Genomic DNA, 18,754 nt, shown 5'->3' on the forward strand with positions numbered 1-18,754 from the left:
CACGGCTTTGTAAGCCAGTTCCGACAGGAAACCAATAGAAATCGGCATCCTCATCCAAAAAGAGGCTGCGCGCGTGAGCGGGCAGCCTCTTCTGGGCGACAGTTGTAAAAACCTGTCTTATTGCTTGCTGGCAGCAGCTACCTGGGCGGCAACTTCTTCAGCGAAGTTGTCGACCGGCTTCTCGATACCATCGCCTACCTTGAAGTAGGTGAAGGAAACGATTTCAGCACCGGCTTTCTTCGCCAGGTCACCGACCTTGACTTCAGGGTTCTTGACGAACGCCTGCTCAACCAGGCTGGCTTCAGCCAGGAACTTGGAGATACGGCCAGCCACCATCTTCTCGGCGATGTCTGCAGGCTTACCCTTGAGCTTCTCTTCGTTCAACTGCAGGAAAACGCCTTTTTCGCGCTCGATCGCGTCGGCCGAAACGTCCGAAGGCAGCAGGAACTCAGGGTTGGTCGCGGCTACGTGCATGGCGATGTCTTTCGCCAGCTCGGTGTCGCCGCCCTTGAGGACAACAGCCACGCCGATCTTGTTACCGTGCAGGTAAGTACCGACCACGTCACCTTCAACGCGAACCAGGCGACGGATGTTGACGTTTTCGCCGGTCTTGCCGACGAGGACCAGGCGCGCTTCTTCCTGAGCCGCGATCAGCGGAGCTGCGTCGGTCAGTTTGTCAGCGAATGCCTTTTCGACGCTGGCAGCAACGAATGCCTTGAAGTCGTCTTGCAGAGCCAGGAAGTCGGTCTGGGAGTTGACTTCCAGCAGAACGGCGGCTTTGCCGTCGTCCTTGATGGCGATGGCGCCTTCAGCGGCAACGTTGCCGGCTTTCTTGGCGGCCTTGATGGCGCCCGAAGCACGCATGTCATCAATGGCTTTCTCGATGTCGCCGCCAGCCTTGGTCAAGGCTTTCTTGCAGTCCATCATGCCTTCGCCGGTACGCTCGCGCAGTTCTTTGACCAACGCTGCAGTAATCTCTGCCATTTCAAAATCCTCTTGGATAGGTTTTCAACCATTCCACCCGATCGAACGGGCGATCAATTCTTCCTGGAAAACCATCGTTATAGGCCGCGACACGTTACAAACAGGTAGCTGCGCTGGCGACAATTGGTTTTCGAGGTGGCAAAAAGGGGGCCAAGCCCCCTTTTTGCTTACTGAGTCAACGCCAGGGCGTCGATTACTCAGCGGCTGCTACCGGAGCTTCTTCAGCGAAGACTTCGGTGCCGCCATTTACATTGTTGCGACCACGGATAACAGCGTCAGCCATCGAACCCATGTACAGCTGGATGGCGCGGATGGCGTCATCGTTGCCTGGGATGATGTAGTCAACGCCTTCCGGGCTGCTGTTGGTATCGACAACGCCGATGACCGGGATGCCCAGCTTGTTGGCTTCGGTGATCGCGATGCGCTCGTGATCAACGTCGATCACGAACAGTGCGTCAGGCAGACCGCCCATGTCCTTGATACCACCCAGGGAGCGGTCCAGCTTCTCAAGATCGCGAGTGCGCATCAGCGCTTCTTTCTTGGTCAGCTTGGCGAAAGTGCCGTCTTCGGCCTGGACTTCAAGATCACGCAGACGCTTGATGGAAGCGCGGATGGTCTTGAAGTTGGTCAGCATGCCGCCCAACCAGCGGTGATCGACGTACGGCGAACCGCAACGGGCTGCTTCTTCAGCAACGATCTTGCCAGCGGAACGCTTGGTGCCGACGAACAGAATCTTGTTTTTGCCCTGGGCCAGGCGCTCTACGAAGGTCAGTGCTTCGTTGAACATCGGCAGGGTTTTTTCAAGGTTGATGATGTGGATCTTGTTGCGCGCGCCGAAAATGTACTTGCCCATTTTCGGGTTCCAGTAACGGGTCTGGTGACCGAAGTGCACACCGGCCTTCAGCATATCGCGCATGTTGACTTGGGACATGATAGTTCCTTGATAAGTCGGGTTTGGCCTCCACGTATCCCAATGACCAACCAGCGGCTATAGAAGCCAAAGGCACCCAGGTCATCGTGTCGACACGTGTGTGGATTTAAGCTTACGGGGTCATCCCCGGAAAGCGGCGCATTTTATACCACAGCAAGGGCGAAAACGGAACACGGATTCTGCCGAGCAGATAAAACACCTCAACCGGACATAAACCCGGACGCGGATTTGCCCCGATCGTCTGTTAGAATCGCCTCTTTCAGGGCCGCCCGGAACATCATCCGCCGCCCATTTCGTTTTGGACAGCGCCGTCGGGCGCAGAGAGAGCCTGTATGACCGTTACCCTCAAGACGCCCGAGGACATCGCCAAAATGCGTGTCGCCGGAAAACTCGCCGCCGATGTACTGGAAATGATCGCCGACTACGTCAAGCCGGGCGTGACCACCGATGAGCTGGACCGCATCTGCCACGACTTCATCGTCAACGAGCAGAAGGCCATCCCGGCGCCGCTCAATTACAAGGGTTTCCCGAAGTCGATCTGCACGTCGATCAACCACGTGGTCTGCCACGGCATCCCCAATGAAAAACCGTTGAAGGATGGCGACACCCTGAACATCGACGTCACCGTCATCAAGGACGGCTACCACGGCGACACCAGCCGCATGTTCCATGTCGGCAATGTGCCGGAGTGGGCCCAGCGCCTGTCGAAAGTCACCCAGGAATGCATGTACATGGCCATTGAACTGGTGAAACCGGGCTGCCGCCTCGGGGACATCGGCGAAGTGATCCAGAAGCACGCCCAGAAGAACGGCTTCTCGGTGGTGCGCGAATTCTGCGGCCACGGCATCGGCAAGGTGTTCCACGAAGAGCCTCAGATCCTGCACTACGGCCGGGCCGGTACCGGCATGGAGCTTCAGGCAGGCATGACCTTCACCATCGAGCCGATGATCAACCAGGGGCGCGCCGACACCAAGGTGCTGGGTGACGGCTGGACTGCCATCACCAAGGACCGCAAGCTGTCGGCCCAGTGGGAGCACACCTTGCTGGTGACCGAGACCGGCTATGAGATCTTCACCCTGCGCAGCGATGACACCATCCCACGCGTTTCCGCCTGATCCGAAACCAGCCTATAGCTACAGATAGAAAGGAAAGCCATTCAATGCCGCAGGTGGATCCCGAACTCTTCGACCGCGGCCAGTTCCAGGCTGAACTGGCCCTGAAGGCAAGCCCCATCTCGGCGTTCAAGAAAGCGATCCGCCAGGCCCGCGAAGTGCTCGACCAGCGCTTTCGCGCTGGCCGGGATATCCGTCGGCTGATCGAGGACCGCGCCTGGTTCGTCGACAACCTCCTGCAAAAGGCCTGGGACCAGTTCGACTGGAGCGAGGACGCCGACATCGCCCTGGTAGCGGTAGGAGGCTACGGGCGCGGCGAACTGCACCCGTACTCCGACATCGATTTGCTGATCCTGCTGGACAGCGCCGACCATGAGGTTTTCCGCGATTCCATCGAGCGCTTCCTGACGCTGCTCTGGGACATTGGCCTGGAAGTCGGCCAGAGCGTGCGTTCGGTGCAGGAATGCGCCGACGAAGCCCGCGCCGACCTGACGGTGATCACCAACCTGATGGAAAGCCGCACCATCGCCGGCCCCGAACGCCTGCGCCAGCGCATGCTTGATGTCACCAGCACGGCGCACATGTGGCCGAGCAAGGACTTTTTCCTCGCCAAGCATGCCGAGCAGAAGGCCCGCCACCACAAGTACAACGACACCGAGTACAACCTGGAGCCCAACGTCAAGGGCTCGCCGGGCGGCCTGCGGGACATCCAGACGATCCTCTGGGTTGCTCGCCGCCAGTATGGCACGCTGAACCTGCGCGCCCTGGCCGGCGAGGGTTTCCTGGTGGAAAGCGAAAACGCCTTGCTGGCCTCCTCCCAGGAGTTCCTGTGGAAGGTTCGCTACGCCCTGCACATGCTCGCCGGGCGTTCCGAAGACCGCCTGCTGTTCGATCACCAGCGCTCCATTGCCGGGCTGCTGGGTTTCGAGGGGCAGGATGCCAAGCAATCGATCGAAAACTTCATGCAGCAATACTACCGGGTGGTGATGAGCATCGCCCAGCTCAGCGAACTGATCATTCAGCACTTCGAGGAAGTCATCCTCGCCCCCGAGGACGAAGAGCCGCCGCAGCCGATCAACTCGCGCTTCCAGTTGCACGACGGCTACATCGAGGCGCGCAGCGCCAATATGTTTCGTCGCACGCCATTCGCCATGCTGGAAATCTTCGTGCTGATGGCCCAGCGACCGGAGATCAAGGGTGTGCGCGCCGACACCATTCGCCTGCTGCGGGAAAACCGGCACCTGATCGATGAAGACTTCCGCCACGACATCCGCAACACCAGCCTGTTCATCGAGTTGTTCAAGTGCAGGATCGGCGTGCACCGCAACCTGCGGCGCATGAACCGCTACGGGATCCTCGGGCGCTACCTGCCGGAGTTCGGCTTCATCGTCGGGCAGATGCAGCACGACCTGTTCCACATCTATACGGTCGATGCCCACACCCTGAACCTGATCAAGCACCTGCGTAAGCTGCAGTACACCCAGGCGTCCGAAAAATTCCCGCTGGCCAGCAAGCTCATGGGCAAGCTGCCCAAGCCCGAACTGATCTACATGGCCGGCCTGTACCACGACATCGGCAAGGGCCGTCAGGGCGATCATTCCGAAATCGGCGCGGTGGATGCCGAGGCGTTCTGCCAGCGGCATAAACTGCCCGTGTGGGACAGCCGGCTGATCGTCTGGCTGGTACAGAACCACCTGGTGATGTCGACCACCGCCCAGCGCAAGGATTTGTCCGACCCGCAGGTGATCCACGACTTCGCCCAGATCGTTGGCGACGAAACCCGCCTGGACTACCTCTACGTGCTCACCGTGGCCGACATCAACGCCACCAACCCGAGCCTGTGGAATTCCTGGCGCGCCAGCCTGTTGCGCCAACTCTACACCGAGACCAAGCGCGCCTTGCGCCGCGGCCTGGAAAACCCGGTGGACCGCGAAGAGCAGATCCGCCGCACGCAAAGCGCGGCCCTGGACATCCTGGTACGCGGTGGCACCGATCCGGACGACGTCGAACAACTCTGGTCGCAACTGGGCGATGACTATTTCCTGCGTCACACCGCGGGCGACGTGGCCTGGCACAGCGATGCGATCCTGCAACAACCGGCCGACGGCGGGCCGCTGGTATTGATCAAGGAAACCACCCACCGCGAGTTCGAAGGCGGCACGCAGATTTTCATCTACGCGCCGGACCAGCACGATTTCTTCGCCGTGACCGTGGCCGCGATGGACCAGCTCAACCTGAACATCCATGACGCCCGGGTCATCACCTCCAGCAGCCAGTTCACCCTCGACACCTACATCGTGCTCGACACCGACGGCGACTCGATTGGCGACAACCCGGCGCGGATCAAGCAGATCCGCGATGGCCTCACCGAAGCCCTGCGCAACCCGGCGGATTACCCAACCATCATCCAGCGCCGGGTGCCGCGCCAGCTCAAGCACTTCGCGTTTGCCCCGCAGGTGACAATCCACAACGACGCCCTGCGCCAGGTCACGGTGCTGGAACTCAGCGCCCCGGACCGCCCGGGCCTGCTGGCGCGGGTCGGCCATATCTTCCTGGAGTTCGACCTGTCCCTGCAGAACGCCAAGATCGCCACGCTCGGCGAACGGGTGGAAGACGTGTTCTTCATCACCGACGCCGACAACCAACCGTTGTCCGATCCACAACTGTGCAGCCGCTTGCAGGAAGAGATGGTCCGGCACTTGAGCGTCAACCAGGAACCCGATGCTCACCTGACACGTATCAACATCTGAACCAATATATGTCCCCTGTGGGAGCGGGCTNNCAAGCCCGCTCCCACAAGGACAGCGCCCACATTGAACGAGGCCCCCGATGAACAACGCCCTGAACCAGTTGCAGCCCTACCCGTTCGAAAAGCTTCGCGCCCTGCTGGGCGGCGTCACGCCGAACCCGGACAAGCGGCCGATTGCCCTGTCCATCGGCGAACCCAAGCATCGTTCGCCAAGCTTTGTCGCCGAGGCCCTGGCTGGCAACCTGGATCAGATGGCCGTTTACCCGACCACCCTGGGCATTCCCGCCCTGCGTGAAGCCATCAGCGGCTGGTGCGAGCGACGCTTCAACGTGCCGAACGGCTGGCTGGACCCGGCGCGCCACGTGTTGCCAGTCAATGGCACCCGTGAGGCGCTGTTCGCCTTCACCCAGACCGTGGTCGACCGTGGCGACGATGCGCTGGTGGTCAGCCCGAACCCCTTCTATCAGATCTATGAAGGCGCGGCTTTCCTCGCCGGCGCCAAGCCGCATTACCTGCCGTGCCTGGACGAAAACGGCTTCAATCCGGATTTCGATGCCGTTTCGGCCGACATCTGGAAACGTTGCCAGATCCTGTTCCTGTGCTCCCCCGGCAACCCGACCGGCGCGTTGATTCCGGTGGACATGCTGAAGAAACTCATCGCCCTGGCAGATGAGCACGACTTCGTGATCGCCGCCGACGAGTGCTACAGCGAACTGTACTTCGACGAACAGACCCCGCCACCGGGCCTGCTCAGCGCCTGCGTCGAACTCGGTCGCCAGGACTTCAAGCGCTGCGTGGTTTTCCACAGCCTGTCCAAACGCTCCAACCTGCCGGGCCTGCGCTCCGGTTTCGTGGCCGGCGACGCGGACATCCTCAAGGGCTTCCTGCTGTATCGCACCTACCATGGCTGCGCGATGCCGGTGCAGACCCAACGGGCGAGCATCGCTGCCTGGAACGACGAAGAGCACGTACGAGCCAACCGGACGCTGTACCGGGAAAAATTCGACGCCGTACTGGACATCCTCAGCCCGGTGCTGGACGTGCAACGCCCTGACGGCAGCTTCTACCTGTGGCCAAACGTGGCAGGCGATGATGCAGCGTTCTGCCGCGACCTGTTCGAACAGGAACACGTGACCGTGGTGCCAGGCTCCTACCTGTCCCGCGACGTCGATGGCGTCAACCCGGGCGCCGGCCGCGTGCGCATGGCCCTGGTCGCACCATTGGCGGAATGCGTGGAAGCGGCGGAGCGGATTCGGGCGTTCATCCAGCGTCGGGGTTGAGGGCGGTATCGAGCTGAAGAGGACCGCTATTGTGGGAGTCGAGCTTGCTCGCGATGACGGAGGCACAGACAACATCATCGCAGGCTGGCCCACCGCATTCGCGAGCAAGCCCGCTCCCACACTGAATAGCGAGCAGCCACAGATTTCTGGAACTCACTGAACAAAATTCATCAACGCGCTGGTTGAGCGATGCACCTATTTCGGTACACTCCACTAATGACTGAGGTACCGCAAATGAACAAGCATATTGGATCTGATTTTGACGATTTCCTCGCCGAGCAAGGCATCGCCGAAGAAGTTTCCGCTGCTGCGCTCAAACGCGTTATTGCCTGGCAGATTGCCGAAGCAATGAAGCTTCAGAAAGTGACCAAAAAGGCCTTGGCACAACGGATGCACACCAGTCGCACGGCCATTGATCGTGCGCTCGACCAAAACGATGCGGGCATGACGCTGGCAACACTTGCCAGCGCGGCGCGTGCGCTGGGCCAGCGAGTGGAAGTGAAATTGGTACCGGAGCGCGAAGAAGCACACGTATAGCGCCCCGACGCTGGATCACTGGTGCTCACAACCTCCGGTAGCGACACTAAAACCCCTGTGGGAGCGGGCTTGCTCGCGAAGGCGTCAGTTCAGTCGCCTTCACAACAACTGACATACCGCAATCGCGAGCAGGCTCGCTCCCACAGGGTCTGGTGTCGACCACAAGTCTTGTGAACCACCAAAATCCACTGTGGGAGCGAGCCTGCTCGCGATGAGGCCGGCACTTATTGCATCAGGCCCGAACCTCTACCCGGTCCAAAGCCTTGTCCGCCAGCAGTGCCCCCAATTCGATCATCTGCACCACCCCCAGCGCCACATGCCGCCGCGAACCGTCCAGATCGAACGCCAAGTCACTCAGCATGGCGTTGGCGGAGGCCAGGGTTTCGCTGAAATTTGCTAATAAAACCTCGGTGTCGACACTGTCCACGACCGTGAACAACTGCGACGAGGGTGGGGGTTCTGACTCGCTGTCTTCAGGCTTGAGGTAATGATCCAGCGCACGATCAGCGGCTTCTTGCAGCTTTTCAGGGGCGTAGTCGCCGTAGGGGAACGTGGAGGCTGGTTTGGGTGAGGTTTGAGATTCTTTGGTCATTAAACTGCTACCTAGAGCTGAAGTATGGGAAACCCTGCACTTAATAGCGCAGAGGTATGTGCTCCTAGGGAAGTTCGGATTCTCACGTCCGGTCACTGAATTGGCAGCGACACCCAGAGGCTAGAGTGCTCGCTTCCGACGGGCAACCTTAAAAACTTGTCGCAAACTTCGGCGCGTCTGTCAGACCACGATCGCCTGCTCAGACAAGAAAAGAAATAAAACGTACTGCGATAAGCGAAACCATTGATTTCGTTGGCTTAGTACGTCGACACATCCCAGGCAACGCTGTTTAGAGCGTGCAAGCTGGCTTGAATTCGCTAATACCAGTAGCCATGATCGCCCCGTCCCCAGCGAAGCTGGCAGGAGTCTGGGCCCCTCTCGGGGTTGACCCAGCGGCGCAGAAGGGCAAATCAAGCTCAACTGCGTGTCGATTGAAGCCGCCTTCGGGCGGCTTTGCTTTTTATGAGGGTAAGGATTTGTCCCGTGTGACAAGCAAGGCTAATGCCCCCAATACGGCACACTAACCATCATTTTTAGGCTTAATGGCCTAAATTGGCACATTAAGTGGAGCGAATAACGGGGAACTATTCATGAAACTTCTCAAGGAGACAGAGCGATTGGAGCTGGCCGCGCTGTTACTCCAAAAGATCCTAGACCCTCCTGGCGATCTATTTGCTGTTCGAGGTCTACAAAGCTTTCTGTTAAGACAGGTGAGCAATGTTGAGCGCAGAGTCAACGACTGAAGAGCGCTAGGAACAGACTGGTTTCTTCAAAGCGGAAAGGCTCGACAAAGCGAGATCTGCCATGCTCAAGACACTCGCTTCGGGGGTCGAAGATCCTATCCAAGATCCGCAAGCTGCAAGCTTTTGCTTGTGAAAGCTTGCGCAAGTCCCACCACGGGACTATATTCTCACCCATGAGAATTATCGCCATCAGCCATCTGAAAGCCTTCTGGGAGAAATACCCGGACTCCGAGCAGCAGTTTAAAGCTTGGCTTGACGATGCCAAGCAGGCCGCATGGACCAACCCAAGCGACATCAAGGCACAATACGGTAACGCAAGCATTCTCAAGAGTCGCCGCGTGGTATTCAACATCAAGGGTAACGACTACCGTCTCGTGGTCGCCATCGCCTACCGCTTCGGCGCTGTGTACATCAAGTTTGTCGGGACTCACCAGCAGTACGACAAAATCGACGCAAACACCGTGGAAATGGAGTAATCATTATGAACATTCGCCCAATACGCACCGATGAAGAATACCGGGTAGCTCTCAAAGAGATTTCTCCTCTGTTCGAGAATGAGCCTGAGCTTGGTACCCCAGAAGGCGATGCTTTTGAAGTCATGATCACTCTGATCGAGGCCTACGAAACCAAGCACTTCCCGGTGGATCTGCCCGACCCAATTGAAGCCATCAAGTTTCGCATGGAGCAATCCGGACTCACCGCGGCCGATCTGGCTCCCGCTATCGGAAAAACGAACCGCGTATACGAGGTGCTCAACCGTAAACGCTCGTTAACTCTACCCATGATCTGGAAGCTTCACGATATGTTCGGCATCCCAGCAGAAAGCCTGATAAAGCCAGTAAAAGCTGCCTGATACTAGCCCGGCCCGCCGGGCTTTTTCAAACCAGCAAGGACAAGAAATGACCTCAACCGAAGAGAAAGACATACCAGAGGTCGACCTGGGTGAGTGCGTAAAGCACATCGGGCTTGAGAAATCGGTTCCTGGGCGTTACAGCCTGTTGCTGGCTGCAAATTTTTACGGAGGCACCCTCTCCGGCGCACAAAACCCCGCTAAGATTGTTCGCGAAATTGAAACTCCTTGAGCAGGGAGAGCTAGGGCAGTTAAAGCAGCCGACCCAGAATCGCTATCCCCTCTGAAAGGGCTTTGGTATAAGCATTACATGCAAGATGGCTTGCCCTCTTTGGCGATGAATGTTCGCAAGGGGCTTGATAGACATCGAATCCCAGTCTTTCAGCAGATGATCGATGAAGCCGAAAAAGGTGGTGAAGAGCGATTTGTTGAGCTAACCGATGTACCAGCAATAGTTGAAGACATTGCGAGGGGGAACCGACTTAACAACCGCTGTATTAACAGCTCATCAACCTCGTGCGTTTTAGCCATACTCACCCAGAGCGCGATCCTTTCTTTCGCTAATTCGCTGATTGCCAGCCTTGGCTTTGCCTGCATGGTCGTTGCTCTGCGCTAATTCCGGACGCCAAGAGTAATTCAAAGACAGCAGAAACTGGTACTGGACGAAAAAGCAGATCATTTGTCTGCCCGGTCATACTGGTTGTGCATCTTTGTGCCTAAGGATGAGGCGTGTTCGTTAAAGCCAAGACCCACCGAAGACAATGATCTCTGATGGCCTTCCGTATAGGTGGTGCAGCAAGAATGCCCCAGGGCCGAAGGTCTCGGCATCCTCACCGGGCAACGATGGATCGCGCCCAGAAAAATCCCCGCGTGGTTCGGGTGAACCGTCCGGCCCAACTCCATCACGATCATGTCGCCGCGCTGCGGCTGGTCGACCCGGTAGAAGCCGGCGGCTTCGTAGTTCGCCTCGTACAGGCCGGCGCTGTCCTTGCTCTCCCACCAGCCGTCGGCGCGCTTGCTGTCAGCACCTAGCCCGTCTAGCCGTTGCACTTGTATAGCCCAAGCTCGCCCAGCGGCGGCGTCCACAAGAAGGCCTTTGTGCATGACAGTTTTCTGCACGTCGTCCAGTCGAAGACAAGCGCCAGGATTCGTATCAGCACAGAGCTCAAGCTTGAATCCATCAGCCTGGACCTGGCTGGAGTGATCAAACAATGCCGAGACCGCGTTCTGTCACAGCACCTGGTGCATCATGCCCAGGCCCCTGAACGTTCCAAAGCTGGGCAGCCTATGGCGCTCGATACGCTGAGTTCTGCGTTCCCCGAGGCTCGGGATAAGGCTACAAAGAAGCTGGGCATCAAGTTCGGTGACCCGCCGCCGAGCTTCCACGAGCAGCGCTTCTTGGCTGCTCGTCTGCATGAGGCAGAAGGCCGCGATGCGCAAAAACTGCTCGGTCACCGTTCGGCCAGCATGACCGATCTGAATCGCGACAGTCGAGGCGCCGAGTGGATCGACGTGGCATAATCTCCGGCTGAATTTTGGGGCGATATTGGGGAAGTTTTGGGGAGGATTTTATGCCCAATGAAAACAAGCACTTACAGATTTTCGGCATCAAAGCCTGCGACACCATGAAAAAGGCGCGCACCTGGCTCGATGAACACGCGGTGCGCTACGATTTTCACGACTACAAGAGCGCCGGCATCGACCGTGAGCACCTGACCCAATGGTGCGACGAGCATGGCTGGCAAGTGGTGTTGAACCGGGCCGGTACGACCTTTCGCAAGCTCGACGACGAACGCAAAGCCGATCTCGACCAGACGAAAGCCATCGAACTGATGCTCGCTCAACCCTCGATGATCAAGCGCCCGGTGCTTGATCTCGGTGATCGAACCCTGATTGGCTTCAAGCCAGATATTTATGCGGCAGCGATCAAGTAACTCTGCCCAGTCCATTTTGTTGAGGTAATGTCCATGTCCACTACCCTGTTCAGCCTGGCCTTCGGCGTCGGCACTCAAAACCGCGAAGGCGCCTGGCTGGAAGTGTTCTACGCACAGCCGCTGCTCAACCCTTCGGCTGACATCATCGCTGCCGTGGCACCGATTCTGGGTTACAGCGAAGGCAACCAGGCCATCACCTTCACCACCACCCAGGCCTCGCAGCTGGCTGACGCCCTCAAGGGCGTCGATTCCGTGCAAGCCGCACTGCTGACCCGCCTGGCCGAAAGCCACAAGCCGCTGGTCGCCACCCTACTGGCTGAAGATGCACAACTGACCTCGACCCCAGAGGCCTACCTCAAGCTGCACCTGCTGTCCCACCGCCTGGTCAAGCCCCACGGCCTGAACCTGGCGGGCATTTTCCCGTTGCTGCCGAACGTGGCCTGGACCAGCCAGGGCGCGATCGACCTGAGCGAACTGGCCGAGCGCCAGCTCGAAGCCCGCCTGCGCGGCGAGTTGCTGGAAGTCTTCTCGGTGGACAAGTTCCCGAAAATGACCGACTACGTGGTGCCGGCCGGCGTGCGCATCGCCGACGCCGCGCGGATCCGCCTGGGCGCCTACGTCGGCGAAGGCACTACCGTGATGCACGAAGGTTTTGTCAACTTCAACGCCGGCACCGAAGGCCCGGGCATGATCGAAGGCCGTGTTTCGGCTGGCGTGTTCGTCGGCAAGGGCTCGGACCTGGGCGGCGGTTGCTCCACCATGGGCACCCTGTCGGGCGGCGGTAACATCGTGATCAAGGTGGGTGAAGGTTGCCTGATCGGCGCCAACGCCGGTATTGGTATTCCGTTGGGCGACCGCAACACCGTGGAGTCGGGCCTGTACGTGACCGCCGGCACCAAAGTCGCGCTGCTGGACGAGCACAACCAACTGGTCAAGGTGGTCAAGGCCCGCGACCTGGCTGGCCAGCCCGACCTGCTGTTCCGTCGCAACTCCGAAACCGGCGCCGTGGAATGCAAGACCCACAAGTCGGCCATCGAGCTGAACGAAGCACTGCACGCGCACAACTAGCCGCTTCACCGTCACCTGTGGGAGCAAGCTTTTGTGGGAGCCGCGCGTGCTCGCGATGAACGATGACGCGGTCTTGCAGTTAAACCGTGTCGCTGCCATCGCGAGCAAGCTCGGCTCCCACAAAAAAGCCCGCTCCCACAAGGTTCGGCGTATATCCAGCAGGGCCCGAAAGCATGTTGATTCCCTCTCCCTGGCGCGACGACTTCCCGGCCATCGCCGCCCTCCACCGGCAAGGCCAGACCTACCTGGACAACGCCGCCACCACACAAAAGCCCCAAGCCCTGCTCGATGCCCTGGCGCATTACTACGCCAATGGGGCGGCCAACGTGCACCGGGCGCAACATCTGCCGGGTGCTCACGCCACCCAGGCCTTCGAGGACAGCCGCCTGAAGGCAGCGCAATGGCTCAACGCAGGCGACAGCGGGCAAATTGTCTTCACCCACGGTGCGACCTCTGCACTGAATCTGCTGGCCTATGGGCTGGAGCACCTGTTCACACCCGGCGATGAAATCGTCATCAGCGCCCTGGAACACCACGCCAACCTGCTGCCCTGGCAACAATTGGCTGAACGCCGTTCACTGACGCTGGTGGTATTGCCACTGGACGCTGACGGGGTCATCGATGTGGGTGCTGCGGCAGAGCTGATCGGACCGCGTACACGGCTGCTGGCGGTGAGCCAGTTGTCCAACGTGTTGGGCGCCTGGCAGCCTTTGCCGGCGCTGCTGGCGTTAGCCAAGGCCCACCACGGTGCATGGACGGTGATCGATGGCGCGCAGGGCGTGGTCCACGGCCGCCATGACGTGCAGGCCTTGGGGTGCGATTTTTACGTGTTTTCCAGCCACAAGCTCTACGGCCCCGACGGGCTGGGCGTGTTGTACGGCCGCAACGAAGCGCTTGGCGAACTGCGTCATTGGCAGTTTGGCGGCGAAATGGTGCAGCAAGCCGATTACCACAGCGCCACGTTCCGCCCGGCGCCGCTGGGCTTTGAAGCCGGCACGCCGCCGATCGCCAGCGTGATCGGCCTGGGGGCGACCCTGGATTACCTGTCCGGGCTCGACGCCCAAGCAGTCATCGACCATGAAGCGGCGCTGCACGATTACCTGCTCCACGGCCTACTGGCGCGCAACGGTGTGCGGCTGGTGGGCAATCCACGCTTGGCACTGGTCAGCTTCGGGGTCGACGGCGTGCACAACGCCGACCTGGCCCACCTGCTGACCGAGCAAGGCATCGCCGTGCGCGCCGGACATCACTGTGCCATGCCTTTGTTCAAGCATTTGCAGTTGTCAGGAGCGATCAGGGTATCGCTGGCGCTGTACAACGACTCAGCCGACATCGAACGTTTCTTCGAAGCCCTGGATCAGGCCTTGGAGATGCTCCGATGAGTCTGCCGGCCGATGCCGCAGCGGCGCTGCAAATCTTCCAGGACGCCTCGGGCTGGGAACAACGCGCCCGGCTGCTGATGCAATGGGGCGAGCGCCTGCCGCCCTTGAAAGAGGCGGACAAATGCGAGGCCAATCTGGTCAGCGGTTGTGAAAGCCAGGTGTGGTTGGTGGGCCAGTTGCAGGATGGGCGCTGGCAGTTTTCCGCCAGCAGCGATGCGCGGTTGATTCGCGGGCTGGTGGCGTTGCTGTTGGCGCGGGTCAACGGCTTATCGGCGGCCGAGTTGCAGCAGGTGGACTTGCCGGGGTGGTTCAATCAGTTGGGACTGTCGCGGCAGCTGTCGCCGTCGCGCAGTAATGGGTTGAATGCGGTGTTGAAGCGGATGCGTGAACTGACTCAGCAGTGATCGTGCCCACGCTCCGCGTCCCAAAGAGCCGAACGCGGAGCGTCCGTAGAGGCATTCCCACGCGGAGCGTGGGAACGATCTCACACTCTATCAGCCGGCCGCCGCACGCCCGCCACAATCTTATCCACAGCCTTCGTCGCCGCAACCATGCCGAACGTTGCCGTCACCATCATCACCGCGCCAAACCCGCCGGCGCAGTCGAGCTTCACGCCATCGCCGACGAAACTCTTCTGCAAGCAAATGCTGCCGTCCGGTTTCGGGTAGCGCAGTTGTTCGGTGGAGAACACGCAGGGCACGCTGTAGTGGCGGGTCACGGTGCGGGAGAATCCATAGTCGCGGCGCAACGTGGAGCGCACTTTCGAAGCCAGTGGGTCGTTGAAGGTCCGGTTCAGGTCGCAGACCTGGATCAGCGTCGGGTCGATCTGCCCGCCCGCGCCACCGGTGGTGATGATCTGGATCTTGCGACGCTTGCACCAGGCGATCAGGGCTGCCTTGGCGTTGACGCTGTCGATGCAGTCGATCACGCAGTCGATGTTCGGCGTGATGTATTCGGCCATGGTGTCGCGGGTGACGAAATCCGCCACGGCGTGCACCGTGCAGTCAGGGTTGATCCCGCGCAGCCGTTCGGCCATCACCTCGACCTTGGCTTTGCCGACGGTACTGTCCAGGGCGTGCAACTGGCGGTTGGCGTTGCTGACGCAGACATCGTCCAGGTCGAACAGCGAGATTTCGCCCACGCCGCAACGGGCGATGGCTTCCGCCGCCCAGGAACCGACACCACCGACCCCGACAATCGCCACATGGGCTGCCCGCAGGCGCTCCAGGCCTTCGATGCCATACAAACGGGCGATGCCGGCAAACCGTGGATCTTCTGTACTCATGACCATTACCCCAAAAACCGGCGCGCATTATAGGGCAGCCAAAAACCATTGTGGGAGCGAGCTTGCTCGCGATATCGGTGTGCCAGTCAATATGAATGCTGCTAATCCACCGTTATCGCGAGCAAGCTCGCTCCCACAGAGATTTTCATTTTGCTATAAGATAACCGCCATTTTGCGAGCCTTGGCCGAACACCATCCAACGGCCGAACCCAGACCCTGTGGGAGCGGGCTTGCTCGCGAAGGCGGCGTTCCAGGCAATATCTTCCTGACTGACGCACCGTCTTCGCGAGCAAGCCCGCTCCCACAGGGTCCGAGTCCATATCCCCTATCCCCGGAGTTTTTCATGACGGCCCACGCCGACCTCTCGCCGACCCTGCAACTCGCCTGCGACCTGATCCGCCGTCCGTCCGTAACGCCGGTGGATGCCGACTGCCAGAAACTGATGATGCAGCGCCTGGGCACCGCGGGCTTCGCGCTTGAGCCGATGCGCATTGAGGATGTGGATAACTTCTGGGCCAGCCATGGCAGGCATGACGGCCCGGTGCTGTGCTTCGCCGGGCACACCGACGTGGTGCCGACCGGTCCGGTGCAGGCCTGGCAACTCGACCCGTTCGATGCCGTCATCGATGACCAGGGCATGCTCTGTGGCCGTGGCGCGGCCGACATGAAAGGCAGCCTCGCAGCGATGGTGGTGGCAGCCGAGCGGTTCGTCGCCGATTACCCGGACCACAAGGGCTCCGTCACTTTCCTGATCACCAGTGATGAAGAAGGCCCCGCCCACCACGGTACAAAGGCGGTGGTCGAACGCCTCAAGGCCCGCCAGGAACGACTGGACTGGTGCATCGTCGGCGAGCCGTCGAGCACCACCCTGGTGGGTGACGTGGTCAAGAATGGCCGGCGCGGCTCCCTTGGCGCGACACTGACCGTGCGCGGCAAGCAGGGCCACGTGGCCTACCCGCACCTGGCGAAGAACCCGATCCACCTGGCGGCGCCCGCGCTGGCGGAATTGACCGCCGAGCATTGGGACCACGGCAACGATTTCTTCCCGCCCACCAGTTTCCAGATCTCCAACCTCAACGCCGGCACCGGCGCAACCAACGTCATCCCGGGTGATCTGGTGGCGGTGTTCAACTTCCGTTTCTCCACCGAGTCCACCGTCGAGGGCCTGCAACAACGCGTTGCCGATATCCTCGACAAGCATCAGTTGGACTGGCACATCGACTGGGCGCTGTCCGGCCTGCCGTTCCTGACCGAACCCGGCGCGCTGCTGGACGCTGTGTCGTCGAGCATCAAGGACATCACCGGCCGCGAGACCCAGGCCTCTACCAGCGGCGGCACGTCCGACGGCCGTTTCATCGCGACCATGGGCACGCAAGTGGTGGAACTGGGTCCGGTCAACGCGACCATCCACCAGGTCAACGAACGCGTGCTGGCGGCCGATCTCGACGTGCTGACCGAGATCTACTACCAGACGCTGATCAAGTTGCTCGCCTGATGCTCGCCTGTCCGATCTGCAATGAACCGCTGAATGCGGTGGACAACGGCGTAGCCTGCCCGGCCGGGCATCGGTTCGACCGCGCGCGCCAGGGTTACCTGAACCTGCTGCCGGTGCAGCACAAGAACAGCCGCGACCCCGGCGACAACCTGGCCATGGTTGAAGCCCGTCGTGACTTTCTCAACGCCGGACACTACGCCCCTGTTGCCCGCCGCCTGGCCCAACTGGCGGCTGAGCGCGCACCTGGGCGCTGGCTGGACATCGGCTGTGGCGAGGGCTATTACACCGCGCAGATTGCCGACGCGCTGCCCGATGCCGACGGCTACGCCTTGGACATTTCCCGCGAGGCGGTCAAGCGCGCCTGCAAACGCAACCCGCAACTGACCTGGTTGATCGCCAGCATGGCCCGGGTGCCGCTGGCGGACGGCTGCTGCCGTTTCCTTGCCAGCGTGTTCAGCCCGTTGGACTGGCAGGAGGCCAAGCGCCTGCTCAGCCCTGGCGGCGGCCTGATGAAAGTCGGCCCCACCCGCGGCCACCTGATGGAACTGCGCGAACGCCTGTACGACGAAGTGCGCGAGTACACCGACGACAAGCACCTGGCGTTGGTGCCGCCGGGCATGGCGCTGGCGCACAGCGAAACCGTCGAATTCAAGCTCGTGCTCGACAGCGGCCAGGACCGCGCCAACCTGCTGGCGATGACGCCCCATGGCTGGCGGGCCAGTGCCGAGCGCCGCGCCAGCGTGATCGAGCAGGCCGACCCGTTCGAAGTCACGGTGTCGATGCGCTACGATTATTTCGTTCTTCAATAAACCTTATGATTCCCGGCCCCGGACACGCGTACGGGGCCCGTTAAATCCGCGAATGGATTTTTCAAGACCGCAGTGAGGACATCCATGCGCCAACCCGATATCGAGATTTACCTCAAGGACGCCGACGTCGACCACAAGGCCATTGCCACGTGGCTCGGCCAGGCTTTGGGGCCATGCAGCGACTGGGTCCAGAAAGGCCAGACCTACAAGTGCAAGGCCGGCAACGTCCCGGTGACCTGGTTGCCCAAGGCTGTAGGCAAATGGAACAGCTTGTACCTGGAAAGTGACCAGACCCCGTGGGAAGACGACATCGCCTGCGCCCGCGCCGCCTACGCCGCACTGAATGTAGAAGTGCGCTGCGCGCCCGGCTCCTGGGTGGAAGAGGAAGGTGAGGAATCGGCGGACCGCTGGATTCGCATCAGCGCCGACGGGGAAAAAGAGATTACCTGGAAGACGGCTTGAGGCGGCCTGTTCCAATGTGAAAGCGATCCATTGTGGGAGCGAGCCTGCTCGCGATAGCGGTGTGCCAGTCGATGATGCATTGCCTGACACACCGCTATCGCGAGCAGGCTCGCTCCCACAGTGGGTTTTGTGTAGCCAGTGACGTCGGTTACAACCCCACCACATCCTCAGCCTGCAACCCCTTCTGCCCTTGCACGACCGCGTATTCGACCTGCTGGCCTTCGGTCAGAGAGCGGTGGCCCTCGCCGCGGATCGCGCGGTAATGCACGAACACATCCACTCCGTCTTCGCGCTGGATGAAGCCGTAGCCCTTGGCATCGTTGAACCACTTCACATTGCCGGTTTCGCGTGCAGCCATGATGTTCACTCCCATTTTTCTTATTTTTAGGCCGAATTTTCGCTGAAAAAATCTCAAATACCACCCCGACGTCCGACGTTATCGACGGACCAGACGGTAGGCGAGGCAGTATATTACAGCCAGGAAAACACTCAACAAGGGTACAAATTTCACGCTTCTTCTCGATCGTGTCCCAGGAAGTGG

21 protein-coding genes and 1 pseudogene are annotated in these 18,754 nt (G+C 60.2%); 16 read left to right on the forward strand and 6 right to left on the reverse strand.

Annotated features, from left to right (window positions below):
• Nucleotides 1–117 precede the first annotated feature (117 nt).
• A complete protein-coding gene (tsf, locus tag J7E36_RS02405) occupies nucleotides 118–984 on the reverse strand; it encodes a translation elongation factor Ts (RefSeq protein WP_214999514.1) in 867 nt (288 codons plus the stop codon).
• A 193-nt stretch (nucleotides 985–1,177) separates the two neighbouring features.
• Nucleotides 1,178–1,915, reverse strand: coding sequence for a 30S ribosomal protein S2 (gene rpsB / locus J7E36_RS02410; RefSeq protein WP_214999516.1), 738 nt, complete (start codon nucleotides 1,913–1,915; stop codon nucleotides 1,178–1,180).
• Between the two features lie 332 nt (nucleotides 1,916–2,247).
• On the opposite strand from rpsB, the gene map reads away from it, so the two are divergent.
• The 4 genes from map to J7E36_RS02430 all read left to right on the forward strand — a co-directional run bounded on the left by map (nucleotide 2,248) and on the right by J7E36_RS02430 (nucleotide 7,593).
• Nucleotides 2,248–3,030 (forward strand): type I methionyl aminopeptidase, encoded by a 783-nt coding sequence (map, locus tag J7E36_RS02415; RefSeq protein WP_214999518.1) that lies wholly within the window; start codon nucleotides 2,248–2,250, stop codon nucleotides 3,028–3,030.
• 44 nt (nucleotides 3,031–3,074) lie between these two features.
• On the forward strand, nucleotides 3,075–5,777 hold the full coding sequence (locus J7E36_RS02420) for a [protein-PII] uridylyltransferase (RefSeq protein ID WP_214999520.1): 2,703 nt from the start codon (nucleotides 3,075–3,077) through the stop codon (nucleotides 5,775–5,777).
• Nucleotides 5,778–5,856: 79 nt separating this feature from the next.
• Entirely contained in the window at nucleotides 5,857–7,056 is a 1,200-nt protein-coding gene (gene dapC, locus J7E36_RS02425) for a succinyldiaminopimelate transaminase (protein WP_214999522.1), read from the forward strand.
• 234 nt (nucleotides 7,057–7,290) lie between these two features.
• Nucleotides 7,291–7,593, forward strand: coding sequence for an XRE family transcriptional regulator (locus J7E36_RS02430; RefSeq protein WP_214999524.1), 303 nt, complete (start codon nucleotides 7,291–7,293; stop codon nucleotides 7,591–7,593).
• A gap of 232 nt (nucleotides 7,594–7,825) precedes the next feature.
• Here the strand turns inward: J7E36_RS02430 and J7E36_RS02435 are convergent, their stop codons facing one another.
• The gene (locus J7E36_RS02435) at nucleotides 7,826–8,185 is read right to left on the reverse strand and encodes a DUF6124 family protein (RefSeq protein WP_214999526.1); all 360 of its coding nucleotides are present in this window, start codon (nucleotides 8,183–8,185) and stop codon (nucleotides 7,826–7,828) included.
• Between the two features lie 916 nt (nucleotides 8,186–9,101).
• On the opposite strand from J7E36_RS02435, the gene J7E36_RS02440 reads away from it, so the two are divergent.
• The 4 genes from J7E36_RS02440 (at nucleotide 9,102) to J7E36_RS02455 (ending at nucleotide 10,394) form a co-directional block, all read left to right on the forward strand.
• A complete protein-coding gene (locus tag J7E36_RS02440) occupies nucleotides 9,102–9,404 on the forward strand; it encodes a type II toxin-antitoxin system HigB family toxin (protein WP_214999528.1) in 303 nt (100 codons plus the stop codon).
• Nucleotides 9,405–9,409: 5 nt separating this feature from the next.
• Entirely contained in the window at nucleotides 9,410–9,781 is a 372-nt protein-coding gene (locus J7E36_RS02445) for a helix-turn-helix domain-containing protein (protein WP_214999531.1), read from the forward strand.
• 46 nt (nucleotides 9,782–9,827) lie between these two features.
• A complete protein-coding gene (locus J7E36_RS02450) occupies nucleotides 9,828–10,010 on the forward strand; it encodes a hypothetical protein (RefSeq protein ID WP_214999532.1) in 183 nt (60 codons plus the stop codon).
• 78 nt (nucleotides 10,011–10,088) lie between these two features.
• A complete protein-coding gene (locus tag J7E36_RS02455; RefSeq protein WP_214999534.1) occupies nucleotides 10,089–10,394 on the forward strand; it encodes a hypothetical protein in 306 nt (101 codons plus the stop codon).
• Between the two features lie 120 nt (nucleotides 10,395–10,514).
• Here J7E36_RS02455 and J7E36_RS02460 read toward each other — a convergent pair.
• A pseudogene (locus J7E36_RS02460) lies at nucleotides 10,515–10,795 on the reverse strand (phage tail protein); the annotation flags it as partial.
• An 81-nt stretch (nucleotides 10,796–10,876) separates the two neighbouring features.
• On the opposite strand from J7E36_RS02460, the gene J7E36_RS02465 reads away from it, so the two are divergent.
• The 5 genes from J7E36_RS02465 to J7E36_RS02485 all read left to right on the forward strand — a co-directional run bounded on the left by J7E36_RS02465 (nucleotide 10,877) and on the right by J7E36_RS02485 (nucleotide 14,566).
• Nucleotides 10,877–11,299 carry a hypothetical protein gene (locus tag J7E36_RS02465; protein WP_231286523.1) on the forward strand — a complete coding sequence of 141 codons (423 nt, stop codon included), beginning with the start codon at nucleotides 10,877–10,879 and terminating at the stop codon, nucleotides 11,297–11,299.
• 50 nt (nucleotides 11,300–11,349) lie between these two features.
• Nucleotides 11,350–11,712 carry an ArsC family reductase gene (locus tag J7E36_RS02470; protein WP_214999536.1) on the forward strand — a complete coding sequence of 121 codons (363 nt, stop codon included), beginning with the start codon at nucleotides 11,350–11,352 and terminating at the stop codon, nucleotides 11,710–11,712.
• 33 nt (nucleotides 11,713–11,745) lie between these two features.
• Nucleotides 11,746–12,780, forward strand: a complete 1,035-nt coding sequence (dapD, locus tag J7E36_RS02475) for a 2,3,4,5-tetrahydropyridine-2,6-dicarboxylate N-succinyltransferase (protein ID WP_214999538.1) — start codon at nucleotides 11,746–11,748, stop codon at nucleotides 12,778–12,780.
• Between the two features lie 173 nt (nucleotides 12,781–12,953).
• Nucleotides 12,954–14,162 (forward strand): aminotransferase class V-fold PLP-dependent enzyme, encoded by a 1,209-nt coding sequence (locus tag J7E36_RS02480; RefSeq protein ID WP_214999540.1) that lies wholly within the window; start codon nucleotides 12,954–12,956, stop codon nucleotides 14,160–14,162.
• Complete coding sequence (locus J7E36_RS02485; RefSeq protein ID WP_214999542.1) at nucleotides 14,159–14,566, forward strand: SufE family protein; 408 nt, start codon at nucleotides 14,159–14,161, stop codon at nucleotides 14,564–14,566. The genes J7E36_RS02480 and J7E36_RS02485 overlap by 4 nt, the downstream gene beginning before the upstream one ends.
• 80 nt (nucleotides 14,567–14,646) lie before the next feature.
• On the opposite strand, the gene tcdA is transcribed toward J7E36_RS02485, so the two are convergent.
• Complete coding sequence (gene tcdA / locus J7E36_RS02490; RefSeq protein ID WP_214999545.1) at nucleotides 14,647–15,447, reverse strand: tRNA cyclic N6-threonylcarbamoyladenosine(37) synthase TcdA; 801 nt, start codon at nucleotides 15,445–15,447, stop codon at nucleotides 14,647–14,649.
• Between the two features lie 343 nt (nucleotides 15,448–15,790).
• Between tcdA and dapE the strand changes: the two genes are divergently transcribed.
• The 3 genes from dapE (at nucleotide 15,791) to J7E36_RS02505 (ending at nucleotide 18,213) form a co-directional block, all read left to right on the forward strand.
• The gene (gene dapE / locus J7E36_RS02495; RefSeq protein WP_214999547.1) at nucleotides 15,791–16,942 is read left to right on the forward strand and encodes a succinyl-diaminopimelate desuccinylase; all 1,152 of its coding nucleotides are present in this window, start codon (nucleotides 15,791–15,793) and stop codon (nucleotides 16,940–16,942) included.
• Entirely contained in the window at nucleotides 16,942–17,751 is an 810-nt protein-coding gene (locus J7E36_RS02500) for a putative RNA methyltransferase (RefSeq protein WP_214999548.1), read from the forward strand. The genes dapE and J7E36_RS02500 overlap by 1 nt, the downstream gene beginning before the upstream one ends.
• 84 nt (nucleotides 17,752–17,835) lie before the next feature.
• Nucleotides 17,836–18,213, forward strand: coding sequence for a hypothetical protein (locus J7E36_RS02505; RefSeq protein WP_214999549.1), 378 nt, complete (start codon nucleotides 17,836–17,838; stop codon nucleotides 18,211–18,213).
• A 148-nt stretch (nucleotides 18,214–18,361) separates the two neighbouring features.
• Here the strand turns inward: J7E36_RS02505 and J7E36_RS02510 are convergent, their stop codons facing one another.
• Nucleotides 18,362–18,571 carry a cold shock domain-containing protein gene (locus tag J7E36_RS02510; protein ID WP_214999550.1) on the reverse strand — a complete coding sequence of 70 codons (210 nt, stop codon included), beginning with the start codon at nucleotides 18,569–18,571 and terminating at the stop codon, nucleotides 18,362–18,364.
• Between the last annotated feature and the right edge of the window lie 183 nt (nucleotides 18,572–18,754).

The sequence above is a fragment of the Pseudomonas fluorescens genome (genome assembly GCF_018614775.1).
Lineage (GTDB): Bacteria > Pseudomonadota > Gammaproteobacteria > Pseudomonadales > Pseudomonadaceae > Aquipseudomonas > Aquipseudomonas fluorescens_BY.